The organism is Aureimonas ureilytica, assembly GCF_001475935.1.
GTDB classification, from domain to species: Bacteria; Pseudomonadota; Alphaproteobacteria; order Rhizobiales; family Rhizobiaceae; genus Aureimonas; species Aureimonas ureilytica_A.
Map to the genome: position 1 here is coordinate 89,722 of NZ_LDQA01000019.1, position 23,580 is coordinate 113,301.

The following is a 23,580-nucleotide window of genomic DNA, read 5'->3' on the forward strand; positions in this document are numbered from 1 at the left end:
AAGGGGATGCGGGAGGCGGCTCGGTCGTCTCTGCCACCGAATTGAGCGGATCATAGGAATGCCTATTCCGTCAGCGATAGGACCAGTTTTGCAGCGCGCTTGTGTCAGGTTGCACTGCATGATCTTGCGGCGATCCGTGCGGCCAGCCGCCCAGCCCCCGCCGCATCTGCCTCGCCGTGACGGCGAAACTGGTTCTATCGACTGGCCAAATTGGCCCTCTAGGATCGGTCCCGGCAGGGGCGCGGGTGCCATCCGGCCCATCCCCGCCTCCCATCGCCCACCCGTTCGAAGGGCCGGGCTCCAAGGATCATCGCCATGCGTGCTGCCAGGTTCGCGGGCGGCATGGGCGCTTCCGCAGCGGGAGCGCTCGCGCCGCGCTCTGCTCTTCTCGACCGACCCCGAGGCCGCCGTCGCCTCGCCCTTCGCTGCTCATCCGGCGCGATGGCGAGGCGGGCGGGGCCGTGTGGCGCGCATTTTGCATGGCTCTGCCTCGCAGACGATGCGGAGCGAGCGATGATCGACCATTTCCTTCCTGTGCGGTTCGACGCAGGGCGCGGGTTGCAGGAGCAGCTGCGCGAAGCGCTGGTGACCGCCATCCTCGGCGGCGGCTTTCCGGCCGACCAACCGCTCCCCTCGTGCCGCAAGCTCGCCACTCAACTGCGCGTGTCGCGCAACACGGTGAACCTCGTCTACGAGAGCCTGCTCGACAGCGGCTATATCGTGAGCCAGCCGCGCCGGGGCTTCTTCCTGGCGCCCGCCTATGCCGAAGGAGCTGCCGGCGCGCGAAGCCTTGGCGAGACAGCCGTCACGAACGCCGGAGAGCGTGCGAGCGAGGCGGACGAGCCGGATTGGGACCGGCGCTTCAAGCTGCGGCCGGGCCTGACCTCGGGCGTCTTCCGCCCGCAGGACTGGGCGCGCTTTCCCTATCCCTTCGTCTATGGCCAGCCGATGCGCGATCTCTTTCCGCTGGAGCGCTGGCGCGAGGCCTCGCGCAAGGCGCTGCGCCGGGAAACGGCGTCCTCCTGGCTGCACGACCGCTTCGACCGCGACGACGACATGCTGGTGGAGCAGCTGCGCACGCGCGTTCTGCCCAAGCGCGGCATCTGGGCCAAGCCCAGCGAAATCCTCGTCACGCTCGGCTCGCAGAACGCGCTCTATCTGATCGCCGCGCTTTTGATGAACGGCCAGACCCGCGTCGCCATGGAAACGCCGGGCTTTCGCGACGCTTTGTCGATCTTCGAGCTGCACGGCGCGAAGGTGCAGCTGCATCCGATGGACGAGGAAGGCATGGCGCTCTCGCCTGATCTGGGCGCTTGCGACTATCTTTATCTCACGCCCAGCCATCAGGTGCCGACCGGCATCGTCATGAGCCCGGCCCGCCGCGCGCTTCTGATGGAGGGCGTGCGCGCCCACGACCAGATCCTGATCGAAGACGATTACGACGCCGAGCTCAATCTCGACCGAGACGCGCTGCCGGCGATCAAGGCGGGCGACACGAGCGGGCGCGTGATCTACCTCAGCAGCCTGTCCAAGCCCTTTTCGCCCGGCCTGCGGCTCGGCTATCTCGTGGCCGACGCCGAGCTGGTGGACGAGCTTCGCTCGCTGCGCCGCCTGATGTATCGCCACCCGCCGCTGAACAACCAGCGCATGATGGCCGAGTTTCTGGCGCAGGGCTATTACGACGCGCATCTGCGCGCCTTTCGCGCCGAGCACGCGCGCCGCCGCGACGCCTTGAGCCAGGCGCTGACCCAGGATCTCGACAGCTGCCGGCAGATCGGCTCGCCCAGCGCCAGCGCCTTCTGGCTGGCAGCGCCCGGCGCGGTGGACACGCGCAAGCTCGCCTGGGCCGCCGCGCGCCAGGGCGTCGTGTTCGAATATGGCGAGCAGTTTTTCTTCGAAGGGGCCGCGCCGACCCATTTCATGCGTCTCGGCTTCAACGCCATCGAGGCGCAGCGCATCCCCAAGGGGGTCGAGCTTCTGGCTGCCGCCATGGACCGCATCTGACAAGCCGCCGGGCGAGCCGCCCGGTTTCTTCCGCCTTTCCATCACCGCCGGACCCTTGCGTCCGGCGCGGGGCACCGCGTGTCCCCGCCATTTCAGGAGACCACCCGCCTTGGCCCATGAATTCACCGTCCAGGCCGGCGCGCCGGCGCTGTTGCGCAACCAGTCGCTCGATACGGACGCCGTCCGGCAGGCGCGGATCGATCTGGCGGCCTGCTTTCGCATGGCCGCTCGGCTGGGCCTGCAGGAAGGCATCTGCAACCATTTTTCGGCGGTGGTGCCGGGCCATGACGATCTGTTTCTCGTCAATCCCTATGGTTGGGCCTTTGCGGAGCTCAGCGCCTCCAAGCTCCTGATCTGCGACTTCGCCGGTCATGTGATCGCGGGCGAGGGCCAGCCGGAGGCGACGGCTTTCTATATTCACGCGCAGCTGCACAAGGCGCTGCCGCGCGCCACGGCCGCCTTCCACACGCATATGCCCAACGCCACGGCGCTCGCCATGACCGAAGGCCCGCCGCTCGTCTGGGCCGGGCAGACGGCGCTGAAATTCTACGGCCGCACCGCCGTGGACGAGGACTATAACGGCCTCGCGCTGGACGAGACCGAGGGCCAGCGCATCGCGGCCACGATCGGCGAGGCCGACATCGTCTTCATGAAGAACCATGGCGTGATGGTGCTGGGGCCGACCATCGCCGAGGCCTTCGACGATCTCTATTATCTGGAACGCGCCGCCGAAGCGCAGGTGAAGGCCATGTCGCTCGGCCGCCCGCTCAAGCCCATCGCCCCCGCCATCGCCGAGCGCGCCTATCGCCAGATGCGCGAAGGCGATCCCGAGAGCGCGCGACTGCATCTCGATAGCGTCAAGCGCCAGCTCGCCCGCTCCGAACCCGACTTCATGCACTGACGCAGCGCCCTTCTCCTCCCGTTTCAGGACCGCCCTCATGAACGCCATCCCCCATCCCAACGATCTTCGCCCGATCATCGAGGCGGACCGCCGGCATGTCTGGCACCACATGCTCCAGCACAAGCCGCTGGAAACCAACGATCCGCGCATCATCGTGGAGGGCAAGGGGCTCAAGGTCTGGGACGCGGCGGGGCGCGAATATCTCGACGCGCTGTCGGGCGGCGTCTGGACCGTCAATGTCGGCTATGGCCGAACCTCCATCGCGGACGCCGTGCGCGACCAGCTCGTCAAGCTGAACTATTTCGCCCAGTCCGCCGGCTCCATCCCCGGCTCGCTTTTCGCGCAGAAGCTTCTGGAGAAGATGCCCGGCCTGTCGCGCGTCTATTTCAACAATTCCGGCTCGGAGGCCAACGAGAAGGTCTTCAAGATGGTCCGGCAGATCGCCGAGCGCCATCACGGCGGCCAGAAATGGAAGATCCTCTATCGCGAGCGCGACTACCACGGCACCACGATCGGCACGCTCGCCGCCTCCGGCCAGCTGCAGCGCGCCGCCATGTACGGGCCGTACCCGGACGGCTTCGTCATGGTTCCGCACTGCCTGGAATACCGCAAGCAGTGGGATGTCGAGAACTATGGCGAGCGGGCGGCCGACGCCATCGAGGAGGTGATCCTGCGCGAGGGGCCGGACACGATCGGCCTTCTGTGCCTCGAACCCGTGACCGCCGGGGGCGGCGTCATCGTGCCGCCCGAGGGCTACTGGCCGCGCGTGCAGGAGATCTGCCGCAAGTACGACATCCTTCTCCATATCGATGAGGTGGTCTGCGGCCTCGGGCGCACGGGCACCTGGTTCGGCTACCAGAATTTTGGCGTCCAGCCTGATTTCGTGACCATGGCCAAGGGCGTGGCGTCCGGCTACGCGGCGATCTCCTGCACGGTGACGACGGAGGCGGTGTTCGAGAAGTTCAAGGACGACGCCGATCCGATGGCCCATTTCCGGGACATCTCGACCTTCGGGGGCTGCACGGCGGGTCCGACGGCGGCGCTGGAAAACATGCGCATCATCGAGGACGAGGGGCTGCTGGACAATTGCCTCGCCATGGGCGCGCGGCTGCGGGCCAACCTCCTGGCGCTGAAAGAGAAGCACGCCGTGATCGGGGATGTGCGCGGGCTCGGCCTGTTCCAGGGCGCGGAGCTGGTGAAGGATCGCGCGACCAAGGAGCCGGTGGACGAGAAGAGCGTGGCGCGCGTGATCGCGGAAGCGGGTGCGCGCGGCGTGATGATCGGCGCGTCGAACCGCTCGATCCCCGGCCTCAACAACACGCTCTGCCTTGCCCCGGCGCTGGTGGTCAGCGCCGCCGAGATCGACGCCATCACCGCCGCCATCGACGGCGCGCTGACGGCCGTGTTCGGCTGATCGGGGAGCCATGCGTGAGCCCCGCCGACAGAGGTGGGGCTCGCGATCGACGGGTCTTCAGAAGATCGGACCGCTTCGAGCTGGAATTTTCTTTTTGTGATCGCGGCGGCGGGACGAGGAAAAGTCGGTGAAGACGGCGATTTTCAAGGAAGGCGCAGACTGCGTCCGTCTTGGGAGGATGCCGACGAGGGGCGGTTGCTTTCATGGTCTGCCGGACGGCGACGGTCTCGTGCACGCGCGTCTGGAGCGGATCGAGCCACGGACCGAGCTCCCTTGTCGCTCTCGCAGACCTAGCTCCGTGAACAGACAGACGCCGCAGATGGCTGTTGCCGCGCCTGGACATGCCGGGCAGGGTCGACGGACCGCCTTTGGGATGCTGGCGTGAAACAAGGCTGAGCCAGGCAGCGATGTCACCGCCCCCTTGAACTCAACGCCAACAGCCACGGCCGCGACCATCGCCGTGACGTCGAGCGGTCCGACGTCGGGAATGACGAGCAGACGCTGGCTGCCCTCGTCGGCGACGGTCCTCGCGTCGCTCTCTCTGGTTCCGCTTGCGATATCGCTTCCGAGGCTGCGCGACTCGTACCAGGGCTGGCAGCAGGATGGCGCCTCCGCGTGGATGACGTCGAGGGCTCGTCGATGATCGGTGTCGGCCTCCCTCGTGCCATGTGGCGTCGGCTTCCTGTGGACGAAGCCCCCCAATCCTCTGCTGCTTCCGCCCAGGGCACATAGGCTCGCAACGCGCTGACCGCGTCCCTTCAAGAGGTCGAATGAAGACGTCCGGCAACCTTCCTTCGGATCGCGACGAACCACGTTGCAACGGGCAATTGACAGATCGTATTTTGGTATACCATGATACGGTACGTTTTGAAGGTCGAGAGGGCTTCCTGAGATGGACATTCGCAAAACGCTGCTGCAGGTCGAGACGACCCTGGTCGAGGGCGGCAAGGCGGCACCGGTTCCGCTCAAGCTCTTCACCGCCATCGCAGTGGTGCGGAACCCTTGGGCCGGGCGCGGCTTCGTGGAAGATCTGAAGCCCGAGATCCATGCCGGCGCACCGATCCTGGGCGAGCTTCTGACCCGCATGATCCTCGACGCGGTCGGCTCGGGCGAGGCGGTGGAAGCCTATGGCAAGTCAGCCGTGGTCGGGCTCGACGGCGAGATCGAGCACGCTTCGGCACTGATCCACACGCTGCGTTTCGGCAATCATTACCGGCAGGCGGTCGGCGCGAAATCCTACCTCGCCTTCTGCAACACCCGAGGGCCCGCCAACGCGCCCGTCATGATCCCGCTCATGGACAAGAACGACGAGGGCCGCCGCTCCCATTACCTGACCATCCAGACCTCGGTGCCCGACGCACCGGCGGCGAACGAAATTCTCGTCGCGCTCGGCGCGTCCGTGGGCGGGCGTCCGCACCACCGCATCGGCGACCGTTATCAGGACCTCAAGGATCTGGGCCACGATGTCGCCAACCCCGCAGCGGTCTAGGACGGCGGGCGGCACCGCTTTCCACGAGGCCGGCTCGGGCGAGCCGCTCGTCCTCGTGCATGGCGTGGGGATGCGGCTGGAAGCCTGGGGTCCGCAGATCGAGGCCCTGTCGCGCACGCACCGCGTTATCGCGCTGGATATGCCGGGGCACGGCGAAAGCAAGGCCCTGCCGGCGGGCGCGCCGCTCGAAGTCTTCGTGGACTGGCTCGGCCGCACGCTCGATGAACTGGCGCTGGACCGGGTCAATCTCGCGGGCCATTCCATGGGCGCGCTGATCGCCGGCGGTTCGGCCGCGCGCTTCGGCCCGCGCATCGCCCGCGTCGCGCTGCTCAACGGCGTTTATCGCCGCTCGCCTGAAGCGCGGGCCGCCGTTCTCGCCCGCGCGGCCGAGATCGCCGGAGGCGGCGCGGTCGATTTCGACGGTCCGCTCCGGCGCTGGTTCGGCGAAGGCGCGGAGCATGAACCCGCCTATCGCCTGACGCGCGGCTGGCTCAGCCGCGTGGACCCGGCCGGCTACGCCACGGCCTATGCCGCCTTTGCCGGCGGCGACGCGACCTATGCCGATACCTGGCCCGAGATCGAATGCCCCGCCCTGTTCGTGACGGGCGACGGCGACCCCAATTCCACGCCCGCCATGAGCCGGGGCATGGCCGAGGCCGCGCCCAAGGGCGAGGCCGCCATCATCGAGGGCCACCGCCATATGGTGAACCTCACCGCGCCGGACGAGGTGAACCGGCTTTTATCGGACTGGTTGCGACGCTGACGAACTCCCCGGAGGAAACGGCATGACCTCTTTCGACCCCCGCGCCCTGCGCGACGCCTTCGGCGCTTTCGCCACCGGCGTCACCGTCGTCACCACCCGAACCGCTGAGGGCGGCCCGATCGGCTTCACCGCCAATTCCTTCGCCTCCGTGTCGCTCGACCCGCCGCTGCTTCTGGTGTGCCTCGCCAAGACCTCGCGCAACTATGCCCATGTCACGGGCGCGTCCGGCTTCGCGGTCAATATCCTCGCCGAAGATCAGAAGGACGTCTCCAACACCTTCGCGCGGCCGGTCGAGGATCGGTTCTCGGCGGTGGACTGGCGCGACGGGCCGGTGGGCTCCCCGGTCTTCCCGGCGGCGGCGGCTTGGTTCGATTGCACGACGGACCGGATCGTGGACGCGGGCGACCATGCCATCCTGATCGGGCGCGTCGGCGGCTTCGAGAATTCCGGTCGCAACGGGCTCGGCTATGTCCGGGGCGGCTATTTCACGCCCTCGCTCGAAGCCAAGGCGGCGCGCGCCGCCACGAACGAGGAGACGATCGTCTCGGCCGTGGTGGAGCGCGCGGGCGAGATCCTGCTGGTGTCCGAAGCGGACGGGCGTTTCGCCCTGCCCGGCACGATCCTCGGCGAGCGCGATCCGGTGGCGGCGATCGAGGCCGATCTCGCCGAACGGCTCGGGCTGGAGATCGCGGCCGGTTATCTCTTCTCGGTGTTCGAGGACCGCGCGGGCCGGCGTCAGAACATCGTCTATCGCTCCGTCGCGGAAGCGGGCGAGCCGAAGACGGGCCGCTTCTTCCCCTTGGACGCATTGCCGATGGACCGGCTCGCAACGACCCACGCCGCCGACATTCTCAGGCGCTTCGTGTCCGAGCGGGCGCTCGGCAATTTCGGCGTCTATGTCGGCAATGAGACCGCCGGCCAGGTTCATCCGCTGGCACGAAAGGCCTGACCCCATGAAGTTCTCCCTTTTCGTCCATATGGAGCGCCTCGACGCGGGCCAGCGGCAGGAAGACCTCTACGAGGAGTTTCTCCAGCTCTGCGAGATCGCCGACCGGGGCGGAATGCATGCGATCTGGACCGGCGAGCATCACGGCATGGACTTCACCATCGCGCCGAACCCGTTCGTCACCATCGCCGATCTCGCCTCGCGCGTGAAACAGGCCCGGCTCGGCACGGGCACGGTGATCGCGCCCTTCTGGCACCCGATCAAGCTGGCGGGCGAGGCGGCGATGACCGATCTCATCACGCGCGGCCGGCTCGACCTCGGCATCGCGCGCGGGGCCTATTCCTATGAATACGAGCGGCTGCACCCCGGCCTCGACGCCTGGGGCGCGGGCCAGCGGATGCGCGAGCTGATCCCGGCGGTGAAGAACATCTGGGCCGGCGACTATGCCCATGAGGGCGAGTTCTGGACCTTCCCGTCCACCACCTCCGCGCCCAAGCCCGTGCAGGCCGGGGGGCCGCCGATCTGGGTGGCGGCGCGCGATCCCAACAGCCACGAATTTGCCGTCGCCAACGATTGCAACGTGCAGGTGACGCCCCTCTGGCAGGACGATGGCGAAACGCAGACTCTGATGGAGCGGTTCGAGGCGGCCTGCGCGGCGCACCCGGAGAAAGCGCGGCCGAAGATCATGCTCCTGCGCCACACCTATGTCGGCTCGGACGAAGCCGATGTCGCCGAGGCCGCGCGCGAGCTTTCGGTCTACTACGCCTACTTCTTCGCCTGGTTCAAGAACGAGCGGCCCGTCCATCAGGGCCTGATCGAGCGCCTGTCGCCCGAGGAACTCGCCGCCAATCCGATGATTTCGGCGGACGCCATGCGGCGCAACAATGTGGTGGGCGAACCCGGCGAGGTGATCGAGCGCATCAAGGCCTACGAGGCCATGGGATATGACGAATATTCCTTCTGGATCGACACCGGCATGAGCTTCGAGCGCAAGAAAGCCTCGCTCGAACGCTTCATCGCCGAGGTCATGCCGGCCTTCGGAGCCTGATCCGATGCGAAGCTTCCAGTCCTATATCGACGGCGCCTTCACCGATGGCGAGGCGCGGTTCGAAAGCCTCGACCCCGCCACCGGCGCGCCCTGGGCCGAGATGCCCGAAGCGCGCGAGGGCGATGTGGACCGCGCGGTGCGCGCGGCCGACCGGGCGCTGTGGGAAGGCGAATGGCCCCGCCTCACGCCGAGCGCGCGCGGCAAGCTTCTCTACCGCCTCGCCGATCTCGTGGCTGAGAATGCGCAGGTTCTGGCGGAGCTCGAAACGCGCGACACGGGCAAGATCATCCGCGAGACATCGGCGCAGATCGCCTATGTCGCGGATTATTACCGCTATTATGCGGGGCTGGCCGACAAGATCGAAGGCGCGGTCCTGCCGATCGACAAGCCAGATATGGAGGTCTGGACGCGGCGCGAGCCGGTCGGCGTCGTCGCCGCCATCGTGCCGTGGAACAGCCAGCTCTTCCTGGCCGCCGTCAAGCTCGGGCCGGCGCTGGCGGCGGGCTGCACGCTCGTGGTCAAGGCCTCCGAGGACGGGCCGGCCCCGCTTCTGGAATTCGCGCGGCTCGTCCATGAGGCCGGCTTTCCGCCGGGCGTCGTCAATATCCTCACCGGCTTCGGCCCGGCCTGCGGCTCGGCGCTGACGCGCCATCCGCTCGTCGCCCATGTCGCCTTCACGGGCGGGCCGGAAACGGCGCGCCATATCGTGCGCGGCTCGGCCGAGAACCTCGCCTCGACCTCGCTGGAGCTGGGCGGCAAGTCGCCCTTCCTCGTCTTTGCCGACGCCGATCTGGAGAGCGCGGCCAATGCGCAGGTCGCCGCCATCTTCGCGGCGACGGGCCAGAGCTGCGTCGCGGGCTCGCGCCTTCTGGTGGAGCGCGCCGCCAAGGAGCGGATGCTGGCGCTCTTGAGCGAAAAGGCCGAGCGCGTCGCCATCGGCGCGCCGCTCGACCGCGCGACGGAGGTCGGCCCGCTCTGCACGCGGCGCCAGCGGGAGCATATTCAGGGGCTGGTGGATCGCTCGCTCCAGGCCGGCGCGACGCTGGTGACGGGCGGGCAGGTGCCGGAGGGCGCGGGCTGGTTCTACCCGCCGACCATTCTCGACTGCGACGGCGCGGCCTCGCCCTCGCTGGCGGAGGAGTTCTTCGGCCCTGTCCTGTCGGTCGTGTCCTTCGACAGTGAGGCGGAGGCGATCCGGCTCGCCAACGACACGGCCTTCGGCCTCGCGGCCGGCATCTTCACCACGAGCCTGACGCGGGCGCATCGCGTCTCCCGCGCCATCCGCTCGGGCGTCGTTTGGATCAACACGTACCGCGCCGTCTCGCCCATCGCGCCCTTCGGCGGGTTCAAGCGGTCCGGCCACGGGCGCGAAGGCGGGCTCGCCGCCGCGCTCGACTACACACGGACGAAAACCGTCTGGCTACGCACCTCGGACGATCCGATCCCGGACCCGTTCGTGATGCGCTGAGAGCCCGTTCGACAACCCGTCGGCGGAGGGCCGGCGAGGGAATTTTTGTCCCCGTGATCAGCCAAACGCAGTCGACGCTAGGTCAGCATCGACTGACATTGGCAACGAAACGGGGGCGAAAAGGACCCGCTGGGCCGACCCGAACGGGTCGTCGAACGGGCTCCAACGGATCGGCCCCGGACCGGGGCCAGGGAGGACCGGCGCGCGAGCAAGGCGCGCCGGGCGGAATGCAGACCGTGACAGCCCCTCGAACCCTCGGAGCACAAATCTCATGAAACGCGCATTCCTTCTCTCGGCGCTTCTCGCCGCCGCAGCGCCGATCGTCGTCGTCCTGCCGGCGTCTGCCGCCGACATGGTCTTCACCAGCTGGGGCGGCACGACGCAGGACGCGCAGAAGGCGGCCTGGGCCGATCCTTTCGCGGCCAAGGCCGGCGTCAACGTCCTGATGGACGGGCCGACCGACTACGGCAAGCTGAAGGCCATGGTGGAGGCCAAGGGCGTCACCTGGGATGTGGTGGATGTCGAGGGCGACTATGCCGTGCAAGCGGGCCAGCAGGGGCTTCTGGAGCCGCTGGACTTCGGCGTGATCGACAAGACCAAGCTCGACCCGCGCTTCGTCACCGACCATTCGGTCGGCTCCTTCTATTATTCCTTCGTGATCGGCTGCAATTCGGGCGCGGTCGCCGCCTGCCCCAAGACCTGGGCCGACCTCTTCGACACCGCCAAGTTTCCGGGCAAGCGGACCTTCTACAAATGGTCAGCCCCCGGCGTGATCGAGGCGGCGCTTCTGGCCGACGGCGTGCCCGCCGACAAGCTCTATCCGCTCGACCTCGACCGCGCCTTCAAGAAGCTCGACACGATCAAGTCGGATATCATCTGGTGGTCGGGCGGCGCGCAGTCGCAGCAGCTTCTGGCCTCCGCCGAAGCGCCCTACGGCTCCTTCTGGAACGGACGCCTGACCGCGCTCGCCCATGACGGCGTGCCCGTCGAGACCTCCTGGGACGGCAATATCACCGCCGCCGACGCCCTCGTCGTGCCCAAGGGCACGAAGAACAAGGAGAACGCGATGAAGTTCATCGCCTTCGCGACCTCGCCGGAGGCGCAGGCCCAGATGGCGGCGCTGACGGGATACGCCCCGACCAACACCGGCTCCCCCGCCCTGATGGACCCCGCCGTCGCCAAGACCCTGCCGGACCAGCAGAAGGCGAGCCAGGTCAATGCCGACATGACCTATTGGGCGCAGCACCGCGACGAGATCGGCACCCGCTGGTACGCCTGGCAGGCCCAGTAAGGAGCGGCGGATCGAGGCGGCCCCACGCGCCGCCTCGCCTGCGCTTCCGCTTCCCTGCCCCTGACCCAGAAGGGCGAGAGACCATGTCCCATCTCACCAACAGTCCGGCCCTGATCGCGCGCCCGCAGCGGCGGCGCTGGCTGCCTGCCGGGCTCGGCCCGGCGGTCCCGGCGCTGCTGCTTCTCTTCGTCTTCTTCGTCGTACCCGTGGTGTCGCTGCTTCTGCGCAGCGTTCTCGAACCCCAACCGGGCCTTCAGAACTACGAGACGCTGCTGGGCTCCCAGACCTATCTGCGCGTATTCCTGAACACGTTCACCGTGTCCGGCCTCGTGACGGCGCTCGCCGTCCTGATCGGTTTTCCGGTGGCCTGGTCGCTCGCCATCATGCCGCCGAGCTGGTCGCGCATCGTCTTCGCCATTCTGCTTCTGTCGATGTGGACCAACCTCCTGGCCCGCACCTATGCCTGGATGGTGCTTCTCCAGCGCACCGGCATCATCAACAAGACCTTGATGAATCTCGGGATCATCAGCCAGCCGCTGACGCTCGTGAACAATCTCGTCGGCGTCACGATCGGCATGGTCTATATCATGCTGCCCTTCATCATCCTGCCGCTCTATGGCGTCATCCGGCGCATCGACCCGGCCATTCTCCAGGCGGCCGCGCTGTGCGGAGCGACGCGCTGGCAGTGCCTCTGGCGCGTTCTCGTGCCGCTGGCCGCGCCCGGCATGGCGGCAGGCGCGCTCATGGTCTTCGTCATGTCGCTCGGTTATTTCGTGACGCCCGCGCTGCTCGGCGGCACGTCCAACATGATGCTCGCCGAACTCGTCGCCCAGTTCGTCCAGTCGCTCGTCAACTGGGGCATGGGCAGCGCGGCGGCCTTCGTGCTCCTCGTCGTGACGCTGGCGCTCTACGCGCTGCAGCTCAAGCTCTTCGGCACATCCGAAATGGGAGGGCGCTGACATGCTTCTGCATTTCGAGCGCCTCGGCTGGTGGCGCTATGTCCTGATCGCGATCACGCTTCTGACGACGGCCTTCCTGCTCCTGCCGATCCTCTTCATCGCGGCGCTCTCCTTCGGCTCGTCGCAATGGCTGATCTTCCCGCCGCCCTCCTGGACGCTGCGCTGGTACGCCGAGTTCTTCGCCGATCCGCGCTGGCTGGAAGCGGCTTGGGTCAGCTTCCAGATCGCCTGTCTCGTCACGCTCTTCTCGGTCGGCATCGGGCTTTGCGCCTCCTTCGCGCTGGTGCGCGGCCGGTTCCGGGGGCGCGAGGCGCTGAAAGCCCTGTTCCTGACGCCGATGATCCTGCCCGTCGTGGTGCTGGCGGTGGCGCTCTACGCCTTCTTCCTGCGCGTCGGGCTGAACGGCACGGTGACGGGCTTCGTGATCGCCCATCTCGTGGTCGCCCTGCCCTTCTCGATCCTCGCGATCACCAACGCGCTGGAGGGGTTCGACAAGTCGATCGAGGATGCGGCCGTGCTCTGCGGCGCGAGCCCGCTGGAGGCCAAGATCCGCATCACGCTTCCCTCGATCGGGCACGGGCTCTTCTCGGCGGCGATCTTTTCCTTCCTGACCTCGTGGGACGAAGTGGTTCTGGCGATCTTCATGGCGAGCCCGACACTCCAGACGCTGCCGGTGCGCATCTGGACCGTGCTTCGGCAGGACCTGACGCCGGTCATCGCCAGCGCCTCGACGCTGCTCGTCCTCTTCACCATCGCCCTCATGGTGCTCGCCGCCCTGGTGCGAAAAGGACTCAAGTCGTGAGCGATCCGTTCCTGCAAATCCGTGGCATCCGCAAGGAATATGGCAAGCTGGTCGCCGTCCAGAATGTCGATCTCGATATCCGTCGCGGCGAGTTCATGACCTTTCTCGGCCCGTCCGGCTCGGGCAAGTCCACGACGCTCTACATCCTGGCCGGTTTCGAGTCGCCCAGCTCGGGCGACATTCTCCTGAACGGCCAGTCGCTTCTCTCCACGCCCTCGCATCTGCGCCAGATCGGCATGGTGTTCCAGCGCTACACGCTGTTTCCCCACCTGACGGTCGGCGAGAACATCGCCTTCCCCCTGAAGGTGCGCCGGCGCTCCAAGGCCGAGATCGACGCCAAGGTGCGCGAGATGCTGCGCCTCGTCCGGCTCGAAGGCTTCGAGGATCGCAAGCCCGCGCAGATGTCGGGCGGCCAGCAGCAGCGCGTGGCGCTGGCCCGCGCGCTCGCCTACGACCCGCCGGTGCTTCTGATGGACGAGCCGCTCTCGGCGCTCGACAAGAAGCTGCGCGAGGAAATCCAGCACGAAATCCGGCGCATCCACCAGGAAACGGAAGTGACGATCCTCTATGTCACGCACGACCAGGAAGAGGCGCTGCGCATGTCCGATCGCATCGCCGTTTTCTCGAAAGGCGTGATCGATCAGGTCGGCACGGGCTCGCAGCTCTATGCCGAGCCGGCGACGCGCTTCGTCGCCGAGTTCATCGGCGACAGCGATTTCCTGTCCTGCGCGGTGCTCGCGTCCGACGGGCATCTCGCGGATGTCCGCCTCGGCCCCGATCTCGTCGTGCCGGGCGTGCCCGTCCACGGCGGCGGGCATCGGGGGAACGAGGGCGCTCTGCTCCTGCGCCCCGAGCGCCTGCACCTCCATCGCCGCCAACCCGAGAACGCGCGCACGCTGCCCGTGCGGGTGGACGACATGACGTTTCTGGGCTCGAACGTCCATGTCGCGGCGCGCACCAGCTGGGGCGAGACGGTGTCGGTGCGCCTGCCCTTCGGCCACGAGGCGATCAGCGGCCTGTCGAAAGGGGATACGGTGTGGCTTGGCTTCGATCCACACGCCACGCATGTCTTCTGCTGATAGAGACAGATCGGGACATCGACAGGAAACGGAACGATCATGACAGTGGCAAGCTCCACGGCCCCCGACCCGCGCCGCACGCGCCTGCGCGTCGAGCGCCCGCAACGCACGCTGCGGGAGCTGACGCTGGAGAAGATGCGCGAATCCATTCTGGAGCGCTATTTCAAGCCCGGCGAGCGGCTGGTGGAGCGCGACCTGTGCGAGCAGCTCGGCGTCAGCCGCACCATCGTGCGCGAGGTGCTGCGTCATCTGGAATCGGAAGGGCTGGTGTCGATCCTGCCGCAGAAGGGGCCGATCGTCGCCGAGACGACGCTGGACGAGGCGCGGCAGATCTACGACATTCGTGGCGCGCTGGAAGCGCTGGCGGCGGGCACCTGCGCCGAGCGCAAGGGGCCGGAGGCCGCCGACCGGCTGGAGGTCGTTCTCGGGCGCATCAAGGCCGCCTATGGCGTGCGGGACGGGCGGCAGGTTCTGGCCGAGACCAGCGAATTCTACCGCATCCTCTTCGAGGAGGCGGGCTGCGATGTCGCCTGGAGCATCGTCAGCTCGCTGACGGCGCGCATCAACCATCTGCGCTCCCTCACGATCAAGACCGAGCGCCGCGATATCGAGGGGCCGGAGCAGATGGCGCGCATGATCGCCGCCATTCGCGCGCGGGACAAGGAGCGCGCCGCGAATGCCGCTGCCACCCATGTCGCCGAAGCCTCGCGCATCGCCCAGGCGCTTCTGGCACGGCAGGGCGACTGATCGGAAGGCTCGCCGCGAGCGTTCAGCCCATACGCTCCGAAGCGTACCCGCCGGGGGACGCCGGAAAGACCACCGTGCGGTCGCCATTGGGGAAGACGCGGTGGTGGATATGGGCGTGGATCGCGCGCGAGAGGACCTGCGCTTCCACGTCCCGGCCGATGGTCACGTAATCGGCCGAGGATTGCGCATGGGTGATGCGCGCCACGTCCTGCTCGATGATCGGCCCTTCGTCGAGATCGGCGGTCACGTAATGCGCCGTCGCGCCGATCAGCTTCACGCCGCGCTCATAGGCCTGTTTGTAGGGATTGGCGCCCTTGAAGCTCGGCAGGAAGGAGTGGTGGATATTGATGATGCGGCCCGACATGCGCTGGCACATCGCGTCCGACAGAACCTGCATGTAGCGCGCGAGCACGATCAGTTCGGTCCCCGCCTCCTCCGCGATCTGGAGAATGCGCGCCTCGGCGTCCGGCTTGTTGGCCTTGGTCACCGGCACGTGGTGGAAGGGAATGTCGTGGTTCACCACGAGCTTCTGATAATCGAGATGGTTGGAGATCACGCCGACGATCTCGATCGGCAGCGCGCCGATGCGCCAGCGGTAGAGAATGTCGTTGAGGCAATGGCCGAAGCGCGAGACCATCAAGAGCACTTTCATGCGCTGCGCCGCGTCATGGAAAGCGTAGGTCATGGCGAAGGGTGCCGCAATCTCGGCAAAGCCCGCCTCGACGCCGGCGAGGTCCGCCCCCTCTTCCGAGTTGAAGCCGACGCGCATGAAGAAGCGGCCGGTGTCGAGATCGTCGAACTGCGCGGAATCGACGATATTGCAGCCCTTGGCCGCTAGATGCGTCGAGATGGCCGCCACGATGCCGCGCGTGGAGCGGCAGGTCACGGTCAGGATATATTGGCTCATCGCCGGGTCTCCATCAGGGCGAGCGGAACGGCTCAGACGTCGAGCGTCGTCTCGTGCTCCCAGGCCGTGAGCTGGCTGCAATAGCTGTCCCACTCGCGGCGCTTGAGGGTGAGATAAGCCGAGGAGAATTCGCGGCCCATTGCGTCTTGCAGACCGTCGTCCTTTTCGTATTCGCGAAGCGCGTCGAGAAGGTTGAGCGGCAGGCGGGGCGCGTCGGTGATCGTATGGCCCTCGCGATACATGTCGATGTCGCGATGCGGGCCGGGATCGGCCTTGGTGCGGATGCCGTCGAGCCCGGCGGCGATGATGATCGCCTGGAGCAGATAGGGATTCACCGCCCCGTCCGGCAGGCGCAGCTCGAAGCGCCCCGGTCCGGGTACGCGCACCATATGGGTGCGGTTGTTGCCGGTCCAGGTGACCGAGTTCGGCGCCCAGGTCGCGCCCGAGATGGTGCGCGGCGCGTTGATGCGCTTGTAGGAATTGACGGTCGGATTGGTAATCGCCGCCAGCGCCGAGGCGTGCTTCATGATGCCGCCGAGGAAGTGCCGGCCCTGCTCCGACAGGGCGAAGGGCATGGTCTTGTCGGCGAAGGCGTTCCGCGTGCCCTCGAGGTTCCAGACCGAGATATGGCAATGGCAGCCATTGCCGGTCAGGCCCTTGAAGGGCTTGGGCATGAAGGTCGCGCGCAGCCCGTGCTTCTCGGCCACCGACTTGGTCATGAACTTGAAGAAGGAGTGCTTGTCGGCGGTCTTGAGCGCGTCGTCATATTCCCAGTTCATCTCGAACTGGCCGTTCGCGTCCTCATGGTCGTTCTGATAAGGCTTCCAGCCGAGTTCCAGCATCCCGTCGCAAATTTCGGCGATCGCATCGAAGCGGCGCATCAGCGCCTGCTGGTCGTAGCAGGGCTTCTCGGCCGCGTCATAGGCGTCCGAAATCTGCTGGCCGTCGGGCGTCACGAGGAAGAATTCCGGCTCGACGCCGGTCTTCACCCGCAAGCCTTCCGAGGCCGCTTCCTCGATCAGGCGCTTGAGAAGAACGCGCGGCGCCTGATCGACGGGCTTGTCGTCCATCACGCAATCGGCCGCGACCCAGGCGACGTCCCGCTTCCAGGGCAGCTGCATGACCGCCGAGGCGTCCGGCACGGCGAAGAGATCGGGATGGGCGGGCGTCAAGTCGAGCCAGGTGGCGAAACCCGCAAAGCCCGCGCCGTCGCGCGCCATCTCGCCGATGGCCTGCGCCGGCACCAGCTTGGCCCGCTGCCCGCCGAAGAGATCGGTATAGGAGATCATGAAATAGCGGATACCGCGCTCGGCGGCATAGGCGGAGAGATCGACGGTCATCGCGGAACCCTTGCGCGGTTGCGGATCGAAAGGATGGGGCCATGCTGGGGAGAAGGACCGGCGCGCTCTCCTCCAGACGCGCCGGTCGTGTGGTCGTGACTGTCGGAGCCTGTGGGGAAGGCCGGTCGGGTTGGTCCGCCGGCGTGCTTCCCAAAACCTCTCAGAAGCCTTTGCCGGGAATCCAGCCCGTGCCGGCGATCGGCACCTGCGCCATGGCGGCGGCCTCGATGGTCAGCGCCACGAGGTCTTCGGGTTCGAGATTGTGCAGGTGGTTGTGGCCGCAGGCGCGCGCGATGGTCTGCGCCTCCAGCGTCATGACCTTGAGGTAATTGGCGAGGCGCCGGCCCGCGAGCGCGGGGTCCACCCGCTTCATCAGCTCGGGGTCCTGCGTGGTGATGCCGGCGGGGTCCTTGCCCTCGTGCCAGTCGTCATAAGCGCCGGCCGTGGTGCCGAGCGCCTGATACTCGGCTTCCCATTTGGGGTCGTTGTCGCCGATCGCGACCAGCGCCGCCGTGCCGATGGCGACCGCGTCGGCCCCGAGCGCCAGGGCCTTGGCGACATCGGCGCCCGAGCGGATGCCGCCCGAGACGATGAGCTGCACCTTGCGGTGCATTCCCAAATCCTGAAGCGCCTGCACGGCGGGGCGGATGCAGGCGAGCGTCGGCATCCCGACATTCTCGATGAAAACGTCCTGCGTCGCCGCCGTGCCGCCCTGCATGCCGTCCAGCACCACGACATCGGCCCCGGCCTTCACGGCGAGCGCGGTGTCGTAATAGGGCCGCGAGCCGCCGACCTTGACGTAGATCGGCTTTTCCCAATCGGTGATCTCGCGCAGTTCCAGGATCTTGATTTCGAGATCGTCCGGCCCCGTCCAGTCCGGGTGGCGGCAGGCCGAGCGCTGGTCGATCCCTTCGGGCAGGTTGCGCATCTTGGCGACTCGGGGGCTGATCTTCTGGCCGAGCAGCATGCCGCCGCCGCCGGGCTTGGCCCCCTGCCCGACCACGACCTCGATCGCGTCGGCCCGGCGCAGGTCCTTGGGGTTCATGCCGTAGCGGGAGGGGAGATACTGGTAGACCAGCGTCTGGCTATGGCCACGCTCCTCGTCCGTCATGCCGCCGTCGCCCGTCGTGGTCGAGGTGCCGGCCATGGTCGCGCCGCGCCCGAGCGCCTCCTTGGCGGGGCCGGACAGCGCGCCGAAGCTCATGCCCGCAATGGTGATCGGGATTTTCAGGTGGATCGGCTTCTTGGCGTAGCGCGTGCCGAGCGTGACCGAGGTGTCGCACTTCTCACGGTATCCCTCCAGCGGATAGCGCGAGATCGACGCGCCCAGAAACAGGAGATCGTCGAAATGGGGCACCTTGCGCTTGGTGCCGCCGCCCCGGATGTCGTAGATGCCGGTCGCCGCCGCGCGACGGATTTCCGCCATCGTGTGGTCGTCGAAGGTCGCCGACTTCTTCGGCGGCATGGGAGGGTTCTGATAGCTCATCGGTCCGTCTTCCCGCCTCAATACGCGTCGGCGTTGTCGATGTTGAACGTGTAGAGCGTGCGGGCCGAGCCGTAGCGCTTGAACTCGGAGGGCGAGACGCCCTCGACGCCGGCCTTGGCCAGAAGCTCGCCCAAGGCGCTGAAATGCTCGGGGCGCATCTCCTTCTCGATGCAGTCCGCGCCCAGACTCTTCACCGAGCCGCGCACGAAAAGGCGCGCCTCGTAGAGAGAGTCGCCGAGCGCGTCGCCGGCATCGCCCAGCACCACGAGATTGCCGGACTGCGCCATGAAGGCCGACATGTGGCCGATCGAGCCATGCACCACGATGTCGATGCCCTTCATCGAGATGCCGCAGCGGGACGCGGCATTGCCCTTGATGACAAGAAGCCCGCCTCGGCCGGTGGCGCCGGCATATTGCGAGGCGTCGCCCTCGATCACGACCGTGCCCGACATCATGTTCTCGGCGACCCCCGGCCCGGCCGAGCCCTCGACGGTGACGGTGCCGCCGTCGTTCATGCCGGCGCAGTAATAGCCGACCGAGCCCTTCACCTGCACGGCGAGCGGGCTGTCAATGCCGACTGCCACGGAATGGGCGCCGCGCGGGTTCACCACCTCGAACGCCGTGTCGTTGGTGCCGGCCGGAACGGCATGAAGCGCCTGGTTCAGCTCACGCAGCGGTGTGACAGCCAAGTCGAAGACGGGCATGGAATGATCCTTCGATGGAGCTAGAGCATTTCCAGCGAAAGCCGGGTCGGCTTTCGCGCCCGGACAATGCGAAAAACAAAAGCCTGGAACGGGCGCGCCTTAGGCGGCGGCCTTGTCGTGATCCCAGAAATAGACGGTGGAGGGCTCGGGCTCCCAGACGCGGGCCGTCTCGATGCCCGGCAGGTTCACGAGCGCGCGGTATTCCGAGCCGAAGGCGACATATTGATCGGTTTCGGCCATCACGGCGGGCTTGCAGGCGATCGGATCGCGCAACACGCCGAAGCCCGATTTCGTGCCGACCACGAAGGTGAAGAACCCGTCGAGATCGTCGAGCGCGCCGGTCAGCGCTTCGCCCAGATCCTTGCCCGTCTCCATCTCGGCGGTGAGATAGGCGGCGGCGACCTCGGAATCGTTCGTCGTCTCGAAGCGCATCCCCTTCTTCACCAGCTCGCGGCGCAGATTGTTGTGGTTGGAGAGCGAGCCATTGTGCACGAGGCACTGGTCGGCCCCGGTCGAGAAGGGGTGCGCGCCCATGGTCGTGACCGCCGATTCCGTCGCCATGCGCGTGTGGCCGATGCCATGGGTGCCGCGCATCCCCGACACGCCGAAGCGGGCCACCACATCCTTGGGCAGGCCGACTTCCTTGTAGATCTCGACGCTGGTGCCCGCGCCCATGACGCGCAGCGACGGAGAAATCCCCGCCAGCGCCTCGCGCACGGCCTCCAGCCTGTCTTCCGCCACCGTGATCACGGCATGGGTGCTCTTGACGGCGACCCGGGCCGAGCCGCCGGAGACCTCCGCCAGCTTCTCCTCAAGCCCGGCGAAATCGCTCGTGGGCTCGGGCGACTGCACGGTGAGCTTGGCCTGCCCCTCCGCCTCGCCGCCGTAGATGGCGATCCCGGCCGAGTCCGGCCCGCGATCGGTCATGGTGATCAACATGTCCGACAGGAGAGCGCCGAGCTGGGGCTCCAGGGCCGGGTCTTTCAGGAACAATCCAACGATGCCGCACATGGCCGGTCTCCGTCTTTCGTTGGACGGAACGTAAGCCAAGACGCGGGCGGGAATCAACTAAGAAGAATAAAAAATTCCTCAGAAGAAATATTGGGCAATTGCCTTCTTCATAGGCAGCCTGCTGGCGTCAGGGCGCGGCGGCGCTTTGTGGATAGGCGATGATCGAGAGATAGCGGCTCGGCAGGGTGACGAGCTGTTCCGGCCCGTGCGGTGCATCGGCGTCGAAGAACAGGCTGTCGCCCGGACGCATGTGGAAGAGCTGGTCGCCATGGCGGTACACGACCTCGCCCTCCAGCATGTAGAGAAACTCCATGCCGGCGTGCTGGAAGGTCGGGAACACGTCGGAATCGGTGGTGAGCGTGATGAGATAAGGCTCGACCGTGACGCCGCTCGTGTTCTCGTGGATATGGCCGAGAAGGTTGTACTGGTGGCCCGCGCGGGTGCCGCGCCGTTCCAGCTCCACCCCCTCGCCCGCGCGCACGAACACGGCGTTGCGCACCTCTTCGTAGCGGCGGAAAAAGGCGGTGATGGGCAGGCCGAGAGCCCGCGCCAGCGCCTGAAGGCTGGTCAGCGAGGGCGAGATATTGCCGTTCTCGATCTTGGAGAGCATGCCGGGTGAGAGGCCCGTGGCGCTGGCGAGATCCGCCACGGTGATGCCGAGGTCCTTGCGCCGCGCGCGCACCTCCAGCCCGATCGCCATTTCCAGATTGTTCTGCCGGGGCTCGCGCACGGCATGGGGATCCTGCGCCAGGACGGGCGCCGCCTCGACGCGCATCGTCTCGGAAGACCCGCCTTCGTCCCGCCTGTCCGACCCCGCCATCCGCCCGCCTTTCCAACTCGTTCCCCTTTCCACATGGAGGGGATGGGCGGCCGCGTCCAGAAAAAGCGTCAGGCCGGGCGATGGGCCGCGCGCGCCTCGGCCGGGCTGCGGCCGAAGGCCTCGCGAAAGCGGCGCGAGAAATGGCTCGCGCTGGAAAAGCCGGTGGCGAACGCGATCTCGGCCACCGACAGCGGGCTTTCGCGAAGCAAGCGCGCGGCATGGTCGAGCCGCAGCCGGCCATACTCCGCCGCGAAGGTCGTGCCGCGATGCTCGCGAAACAGGCGGTCCACCTGCCGCGTGGACAGGCCCACCAGCCGCGCCATGGCCTGCCGGCTGAGCGGCGCTTCGACGCTCGCCTCCATCTGGCCGAGGATCGCGACGAGGGCGGGATGGTGCACGCCGTATCGCTCCGGCAGGGAGCCGCGCTGCGGCCCGGCCGCCGCGCCGATCTCGGTGTGGAGGAACCAGTCCGAGACACGCCGCGCGAAATCGGCGCCCATGCGCTCGGCGATCAGCGCATGGGTCATGTCCAGTGGCGCGACGCCGCCGCCGCAAGTCAGCCGATCCCGGTCGATCACGAAGCGCGCCTGCTCGGGCGAGAGGTCGGGAAAGGCCTCGCGCAGCGCCGGCGTGTGTTCCCAATGGATGGTGAAGCGCCGGCCCCGCAGGAGGCCTGCCGCCGCCAGCACGAAGGAGCCGCCCGAAATGCCGCCGAGCCGCACGCCCTCGCTCGCGGCCTGGCGCAGCGCGGCGTGGACGAGCGGCCGGTGCCACGCCTCCGGCGAGCCGCCGGCACAGACGAAGAGCATATCCAGCCCCCAGTCGCGCGCCGGCAGCGCCGCCGCCTCCAGTTCCGCCCCACCGGACGAGCGCACGCGCCCGCCCCCTTCCGCAAAGGCCACCGTGCGATAGAGCGCGCGCCCGGCCAGGATATTGGCCGCGCGGAACGGCTCGCTCGCCGAGGCGAAGGACATGAGGGCGAATCCCGGCAGAAGCAGAAAGCCGATCCGCTCCGAGGCGGTGGATGGGGTGGATGGGTCAGGAAGCGCATTCATGTCTCTGACGTATCAGGATGTGTCTTTCTGAGGCAAGCCAAGCCGCCTCCTGCGCTGGCACTCTCCCACCCGTCAGCCATTGCCGGGGCCGCCCATGCGCTATTCCGCCCTTTCCGTCTTCCTGAACGGCCTTCGCGGCAACACGCGCTGGACGCCCGCCTGGCGCGACCCCGCACCCCAGCCCCGGTATGACGTGGTGATCGTGGGCGGCGGCGGGCATGGGCTCGCGACCGCCTATTACCTCGCCAAGACCTTCGGCATCCGCAATGTCGCGGTGCTGGAAAAGGGCTGGCTCGGCTCGGGCAATATCGGGCGCAACACCACGATCATCCGCTCGAACTATCTCCTGCCCGGCAACAACCCGTTCTACGAATTGTCGATGAAGCTCTGGGAAGGGCTGGAGCAGGACTTCAACTACAACGCCATGGTCTCGCAGCGCGGCGTGCTCAACCTCTTCCATTCCGACGCGCAGCGCGACGCCTATACGAGGCGCGGCAACGCCATGCGCCTGCACGGCGTCGATGCCGAGCTTCTGGACGCGGACGCCGTGCGCGCCAAGTTGCCGTTTCTGGGCTTCGACAATGCGCGCTTTCCCATCAAGGGCGGGCTCCACCAGCCGCGCGGCGGCACGGTGCGCCACGATGCGGTCGCCTGGGGCTATGCGCGCGGGGCCGACACGCTGGGCGTCGATGTCATCCAGAACTGCGAGGTGACCGGCATCCGGCGCGAGAACGGGCGCGTGACCGGCGTCGAGACGAGCAAGGGCTTCATCGGCGCGGGCAAGCTGGCGCTCGCCACCGCCGGGCATTCCTCGCGCACCGCCGCCATGGTGGACATGGTGCTGCCGCTGGAAAGCCATGTGCTCCAGGCCTTCGTGTCGGAAGGGCTGAAACCTTTCATCGACGGCGTCGTGACCTTCGGCGCGGGCCATTTCTACGTGTCGCAGTCCGACAAGGGCGGGCTTGTCTTCGGCGGCGATATCGACGGCTACAATTCCTACGCCCAGCGCGGCAATCTCGCCACCGTCGAGCATGTGGCGGAAGCCGGCGTCGCGATGATTCCGGCCCTGTCGCGCGTGCGGATGCTCCGCTCCTGGGGCGGCGTCATGGACATGTCGATGGACGGCTCGCCCATCATCGACCGCACCCCTATCGACAATCTCTATCTCAACGCCGGCTGGTGCTATGGCGGCTTCAAGGCGACGCCCGCCTCCGGCTTCTGCTTCGCGCATCTGATCGCCAAGGGCGAGCCGCACGAAACGGCGCGCGCCTTCCGGCTGGATCGGTTCCGGCGCGGCTATGCGATCGACGAAAAGGGCCAGGGCGCCCAGCCGAACCTTCACTGAG

Annotated in this window: 21 protein-coding genes; 14 read left to right on the plus strand and 7 right to left on the minus strand. The window is 67.4% G+C overall.

Features of this window, described 5'->3' with window-relative positions:
• The first annotated feature begins 513 nt into the window (after positions 1-513).
• The 13 genes from NS365_RS07905 to NS365_RS07965 all read left to right on the plus strand — a co-directional run bounded on the left by NS365_RS07905 (position 514) and on the right by NS365_RS07965 (position 14,911).
• On the plus strand, positions 514-2,004 hold the full coding sequence (locus NS365_RS07905) for a PLP-dependent aminotransferase family protein (RefSeq protein WP_058599736.1): 1,491 nt from the start codon (positions 514-516) through the stop codon (positions 2,002-2,004).
• Between the two features lie 109 nt (positions 2,005-2,113).
• Complete coding sequence (locus NS365_RS07910; protein WP_058599737.1) at positions 2,114-2,905, plus strand: aldolase; 792 nt, start codon at positions 2,114-2,116, stop codon at positions 2,903-2,905.
• 37 nt (positions 2,906-2,942) lie between these two features.
• Entirely contained in the window at positions 2,943-4,319 is a 1,377-nt protein-coding gene (locus NS365_RS07915; protein WP_058599738.1) for an aspartate aminotransferase family protein, read from the plus strand.
• Between the two features lie 892 nt (positions 4,320-5,211).
• On the plus strand, positions 5,212-5,808 hold the full coding sequence (locus tag NS365_RS07920) for an amino acid synthesis family protein (RefSeq protein ID WP_058599739.1): 597 nt from the start codon (positions 5,212-5,214) through the stop codon (positions 5,806-5,808).
• Positions 5,783-6,571, plus strand: a complete 789-nt coding sequence (locus NS365_RS07925) for an alpha/beta fold hydrolase (RefSeq protein WP_058599740.1) — start codon at positions 5,783-5,785, stop codon at positions 6,569-6,571. Before NS365_RS07920 ends, NS365_RS07925 begins: the two co-directional genes overlap by 26 nt.
• Positions 6,572-6,593: 22 nt before the next feature.
• On the plus strand, positions 6,594-7,520 hold the full coding sequence (locus NS365_RS07930; protein ID WP_058599741.1) for a flavin reductase: 927 nt from the start codon (positions 6,594-6,596) through the stop codon (positions 7,518-7,520).
• Positions 7,521-7,524: 4 nt separating this feature from the next.
• The gene (locus NS365_RS07935; RefSeq protein WP_058599742.1) at positions 7,525-8,565 is read left to right on the plus strand and encodes an LLM class flavin-dependent oxidoreductase; all 1,041 of its coding nucleotides are present in this window, start codon (positions 7,525-7,527) and stop codon (positions 8,563-8,565) included.
• A gap of 4 nt (positions 8,566-8,569) precedes the next feature.
• Positions 8,570-10,033, plus strand: a complete 1,464-nt coding sequence (locus NS365_RS07940) for an aldehyde dehydrogenase (RefSeq protein WP_058599743.1) — start codon at positions 8,570-8,572, stop codon at positions 10,031-10,033.
• A 271-nt stretch (positions 10,034-10,304) separates the two neighbouring features.
• Positions 10,305-11,324 carry an ABC transporter substrate-binding protein gene (locus NS365_RS07945; RefSeq protein WP_058599744.1) on the plus strand — a complete coding sequence of 340 codons (1,020 nt, stop codon included), beginning with the start codon at positions 10,305-10,307 and terminating at the stop codon, positions 11,322-11,324.
• 83 nt (positions 11,325-11,407) lie between these two features.
• A complete protein-coding gene (locus tag NS365_RS07950) occupies positions 11,408-12,283 on the plus strand; it encodes an ABC transporter permease (RefSeq protein ID WP_058599745.1) in 876 nt (291 codons plus the stop codon).
• Between the two features lies 1 nt (position 12,284).
• A complete protein-coding gene (locus NS365_RS07955; RefSeq protein ID WP_058599746.1) occupies positions 12,285-13,085 on the plus strand; it encodes an ABC transporter permease in 801 nt (266 codons plus the stop codon).
• Positions 13,082-14,164: an ABC transporter ATP-binding protein gene (locus tag NS365_RS07960; RefSeq protein WP_058599747.1), complete on the plus strand. Its 1,083-nt coding sequence runs from the start codon at positions 13,082-13,084 to the stop codon at positions 14,162-14,164. Before NS365_RS07955 ends, NS365_RS07960 begins: the two co-directional genes overlap by 4 nt.
• Before the next feature lie 39 nt (positions 14,165-14,203).
• Positions 14,204-14,911: a GntR family transcriptional regulator gene (locus NS365_RS07965; protein ID WP_058599748.1), complete on the plus strand. Its 708-nt coding sequence runs from the start codon at positions 14,204-14,206 to the stop codon at positions 14,909-14,911.
• 22 nt (positions 14,912-14,933) lie between these two features.
• Here the strand turns inward: NS365_RS07965 and purU are convergent, their stop codons facing one another.
• The 7 genes from purU to NS365_RS08000 all read right to left on the minus strand — a co-directional run bounded on the left by purU (position 14,934) and on the right by NS365_RS08000 (position 22,234).
• Positions 14,934-15,818: a formyltetrahydrofolate deformylase gene (gene purU, locus NS365_RS07970; protein ID WP_058599749.1), complete on the minus strand. Its 885-nt coding sequence runs from the start codon at positions 15,816-15,818 to the stop codon at positions 14,934-14,936.
• A gap of 32 nt (positions 15,819-15,850) precedes the next feature.
• Positions 15,851-17,158: a type III glutamate--ammonia ligase gene (gene glnT / locus NS365_RS07975; protein ID WP_058599750.1), complete on the minus strand. Its 1,308-nt coding sequence runs from the start codon at positions 17,156-17,158 to the stop codon at positions 15,851-15,853.
• Between the two features lie 160 nt (positions 17,159-17,318).
• Positions 17,319-18,644, minus strand: a complete 1,326-nt coding sequence (locus tag NS365_RS07980; RefSeq protein ID WP_058599751.1) for an FMN-binding glutamate synthase family protein — start codon at positions 18,642-18,644, stop codon at positions 17,319-17,321.
• 17 nt (positions 18,645-18,661) lie between these two features.
• Complete coding sequence (locus NS365_RS07985; RefSeq protein ID WP_058599752.1) at positions 18,662-19,348, minus strand: GXGXG domain-containing protein; 687 nt, start codon at positions 19,346-19,348, stop codon at positions 18,662-18,664.
• Between the two features lie 99 nt (positions 19,349-19,447).
• Positions 19,448-20,359: a class II glutamine amidotransferase gene (locus NS365_RS07990; protein ID WP_058599753.1), complete on the minus strand. Its 912-nt coding sequence runs from the start codon at positions 20,357-20,359 to the stop codon at positions 19,448-19,450.
• 127 nt (positions 20,360-20,486) lie between these two features.
• Entirely contained in the window at positions 20,487-21,134 is a 648-nt protein-coding gene (locus tag NS365_RS07995) for a helix-turn-helix domain-containing protein (protein WP_082684503.1), read from the minus strand.
• Between the two features lie 113 nt (positions 21,135-21,247).
• A complete protein-coding gene (locus NS365_RS08000) occupies positions 21,248-22,234 on the minus strand; it encodes a GlxA family transcriptional regulator (RefSeq protein WP_058599755.1) in 987 nt (328 codons plus the stop codon).
• Between the two features lie 94 nt (positions 22,235-22,328).
• On the opposite strand from NS365_RS08000, the gene NS365_RS08005 reads away from it, so the two are divergent.
• A complete protein-coding gene (locus tag NS365_RS08005; RefSeq protein ID WP_058599756.1) occupies positions 22,329-23,579 on the plus strand; it encodes a sarcosine oxidase subunit beta family protein in 1,251 nt (416 codons plus the stop codon).
• Position 23,580: the final 1 nt, after the last annotated feature.

What these genes read in the sequence shown, in the direction of transcription:
- NS365_RS07905 (WP_058599736.1), top strand. Translation starts at nt 514, where the DNA reads ATGATCGACCATTTCCTTCCTGTGCGGTTCGACGCAGGGCGCGGGTTG.
- NS365_RS07915 (WP_058599738.1), top strand. Translation starts at nt 2,943, where the DNA reads ATGAACGCCATCCCCCATCCCAACGATCTTCGCCCGATCATCGAGGCG.
- NS365_RS07920 (WP_058599739.1), top strand. Translation starts at nt 5,212, where the DNA reads ATGGACATTCGCAAAACGCTGCTGCAGGTCGAGACGACCCTGGTCGAG.
- NS365_RS07925 (WP_058599740.1), top strand. Translation starts at nt 5,783, where the DNA reads ATGTCGCCAACCCCGCAGCGGTCTAGGACGGCGGGCGGCACCGCTTTC.
- NS365_RS07930 (WP_058599741.1), top strand. Translation starts at nt 6,594, where the DNA reads ATGACCTCTTTCGACCCCCGCGCCCTGCGCGACGCCTTCGGCGCTTTC.
- NS365_RS07935 (WP_058599742.1), top strand. Translation starts at nt 7,525, where the DNA reads ATGAAGTTCTCCCTTTTCGTCCATATGGAGCGCCTCGACGCGGGCCAG.
- NS365_RS07940 (WP_058599743.1), top strand. Translation starts at nt 8,570, where the DNA reads ATGCGAAGCTTCCAGTCCTATATCGACGGCGCCTTCACCGATGGCGAG.
- NS365_RS07945 (WP_058599744.1), top strand. Translation starts at nt 10,305, where the DNA reads ATGAAACGCGCATTCCTTCTCTCGGCGCTTCTCGCCGCCGCAGCGCCG.
- NS365_RS07950 (WP_058599745.1), top strand. Translation starts at nt 11,408, where the DNA reads ATGTCCCATCTCACCAACAGTCCGGCCCTGATCGCGCGCCCGCAGCGG.
- NS365_RS07955 (WP_058599746.1), top strand. Translation starts at nt 12,285, where the DNA reads ATGCTTCTGCATTTCGAGCGCCTCGGCTGGTGGCGCTATGTCCTGATC.
- NS365_RS07965 (WP_058599748.1), top strand. Translation starts at nt 14,204, where the DNA reads ATGACAGTGGCAAGCTCCACGGCCCCCGACCCGCGCCGCACGCGCCTG.
- purU (WP_058599749.1), bottom strand. Translation starts at nt 15,818, where the DNA reads ATGAGCCAATATATCCTGACCGTGACCTGCCGCTCCACGCGCGGCATC.
- glnT (WP_058599750.1), bottom strand. Translation starts at nt 17,158, where the DNA reads ATGACCGTCGATCTCTCCGCCTATGCCGCCGAGCGCGGTATCCGCTAT.
- NS365_RS07980 (WP_058599751.1), bottom strand. Translation starts at nt 18,644, where the DNA reads ATGAGCTATCAGAACCCTCCCATGCCGCCGAAGAAGTCGGCGACCTTC.
- NS365_RS07985 (WP_058599752.1), bottom strand. Translation starts at nt 19,348, where the DNA reads ATGCCCGTCTTCGACTTGGCTGTCACACCGCTGCGTGAGCTGAACCAG.
- NS365_RS07990 (WP_058599753.1), bottom strand. Translation starts at nt 20,359, where the DNA reads ATGTGCGGCATCGTTGGATTGTTCCTGAAAGACCCGGCCCTGGAGCCC.
- NS365_RS07995 (WP_082684503.1), bottom strand. Translation starts at nt 21,134, where the DNA reads ATGCGCGTCGAGGCGGCGCCCGTCCTGGCGCAGGATCCCCATGCCGTG.
- NS365_RS08000 (WP_058599755.1), bottom strand. Translation starts at nt 22,234, where the DNA reads ATGAATGCGCTTCCTGACCCATCCACCCCATCCACCGCCTCGGAGCGG.
- NS365_RS08005 (WP_058599756.1), top strand. Translation starts at nt 22,329, where the DNA reads ATGCGCTATTCCGCCCTTTCCGTCTTCCTGAACGGCCTTCGCGGCAAC.